Genomic DNA, 450 nt, shown 5'->3' on the forward strand with positions numbered 1-450 from the left:
CTTTCAAAGCTTGCTCGCAATTGGAAGGTTGACTATATTTCCTGACTAAGCTTAAAACATCCTCATTGGATTCTTCGCAGCCCAACAGAATATAGACGACCTGCTCGCTGTCTGGCATTAGTGTAAGCTTACTCTGAATCGCACCGCAAGTATCGTGGTACGTGCCTGTACGACCCGATAAACGCACACGGTCCATAGCAGCAGGATTCTCCATGCTACCGTTTCGACCGATAAATTCGTGGCGGTCTGCCGTCCATGATAGTTCTTGAAAATGATCCGCATCCTCACCGGATGGCCGCTGTGGATAAATCCCCAAAAAAGCAGTGGCATCCCGGAAGGTCTCTTGATACGTGTTACGCGCTGTCATAATATTAGCTGAATCTACCCATTCCGCTACAATATAGGGCGCATTGGTTTGACGCTGTACACCTATTACCCATTCTGCATAAT

1 protein-coding gene is annotated in these 450 nt (G+C 47.6%); it reads right to left on the minus strand.

The window, feature by feature from the left end:
• Window positions 1-450 (minus strand): hypothetical protein (locus tag AC2JF9_RS09250; protein ID WP_500727183.1); only part of this gene is annotated, 450 nt, incomplete at both ends.

This window comes from Lactobacillus sp. C449L, assembly GCF_059900815.1.